Origin of the sequence: Streptomyces thermospinosisporus (assembly GCF_039526425.1) — a bacterium.
Lineage (GTDB): Bacteria > Actinomycetota > Actinomycetes > Streptomycetales > Streptomycetaceae > Streptomyces > Streptomyces thermocarboxydovorans.
In genome coordinates, this window is sequence record NZ_BAAAIZ010000029.1 from 1 (window position 1) to 1,429 (window position 1,429).

At 67.2% G+C, this 1,429-nt stretch carries 1 protein-coding gene and 1 pseudogene; both read right to left on the minus strand.

Annotated features, from left to right (window positions below; genetic code table 11):
• Nucleotides 1–21: 21 nt before the first annotated feature.
• On the minus strand, nt 22–192 hold the full coding sequence (locus ABD207_RS11425) for a hypothetical protein (protein WP_344012181.1): 171 nt from the start codon (nt 190–192) through the stop codon (nt 22–24).
• Between the two features lie 134 nt (nt 193–326).
• A pseudogene (locus ABD207_RS11430) lies at nt 327–1,373 on the minus strand (multicopper oxidase family protein); the annotation flags it as partial.
• Nucleotides 1,374–1,429: the final 56 nt, after the last annotated feature.

Here is a 1,429-nt window from a genome sequence, read left to right on the forward strand (position 1 = left end):
ACCAATCACACGAACGAGCGATCACGAACCCAGAGAGATGGGACTTAACGCCCTCTCAGTGGAAAGGTCGTACGGCCCTTTGGGGCCGACGCTCTTGAAGTCGACCCACTCGCTCTCCGGTGTGCCGAGGATCTCCTGAGGCTGCTGCCTGGTGAGCAGGGAGACGAGGTGGGCGGGGCTATCAGCGGCCATGCGCCCAGAGTCTACGAGCGCAAGCGCACGAGTTCGGGCGGAGACGAGAGCGTTCATGCTGTCGCCCACCGTCACTTCCCGGCGCCGGGGCCAGCCGGACAGAACCGGCCCCGGACCAAGCACAGCGGTGGCGGTCAGCTCTGGTACGCGACCAGCGTCATCATGCCGACCTCTCCGTGGTACGCATTGTGGCAGTGCAGCATCCACTGCCCGGGGTTGTCGGCGTCGAAGATGACTGACAGCTTCTTCTTCGGCAGCACGATCGATGTGTCCTTGCGCGGGCCGTTGTCCCCGAGCTGGTAGGTGTGGCCGTGCAGGTGCATCGGGTGCCACATCTCCGTGGTGTTGACGAAGTCCAGCCGGACCCGCTGCCCTTCTTCGATCGTGAGCGGATGCGCGGTCGGGTCGTCCATGTCGTACGCCTTGCCGTTGATAGCCCAGTTGTACTTGTCCATGCCGCCGGTCAGCTCGACGCGGTGTACCCGGTCCACCTTCTTGGACGGCAGACGGACGTCGTCGTTCGCGCGCAGCTGGGACGCCGTCAGGATCCTGCCGTTCAGCTCCTCCGGGCGGACGGTCGCCTTCGGCGCAGTGCCGGATCCCGTACGGACCAGCGCCATGCCGGTGGCGTCCTTGCCCTCGGCCAGCGCAACGAGCGGGAAGACGCCGTCACCGAGGGTGACCAGGAGGTCGTACCGCTCCCCCATCCCGATCAACAGGGCGTCGACCTGCTGGTGCTCGACGGGGAAGCCGTCGGTGTGGGTGATGGTCAGCTTGTGGCCGTCCAGCGCCACTCGGTACGCGGTGTCGCCTCCCGCGTTGATGATGCGCAGCCGGACCCGCGTGCCGGGCTTGCCCTGGTAGACGGCGGGGTCGGCGGGGACCTGGCCGTTGACCAGGTGGTACGGGTACTTCACATCGCCGGCGTCGCCGCCGAGCAGCTCGCTCTCGGCGCCCATGAGCATGAACTTCATCGACATCCCGCCGGAGGAGGGCGAGGCGGACGGGGGCGCGGAGTCCTCCCCCATGTCCATGCCCCCCATGTCGTGGCCCTCGTGGCCGCCGGAGGTGGAGTCGCCGCCCATCTCCATGCCGCGCATACCCTGCCGCAGCTCGGCGAGGACTTCGTCGGGGGTGCCGGTGACGCCGTCGATCCAGTCGTCCAGGACGACGACCCATTGAGCAGTGTGCATCGTGAAAACTGCACGTCAGGTGGGCTGGTGTGCACGGGGTTCGG

What these genes read in the sequence shown, in the direction of transcription:
- ABD207_RS11425 (WP_344012181.1), bottom strand. Translation starts at nt 192, where the DNA reads ATGGCCGCTGATAGCCCCGCCCACCTCGTCTCCCTGCTCACCAGGCAG.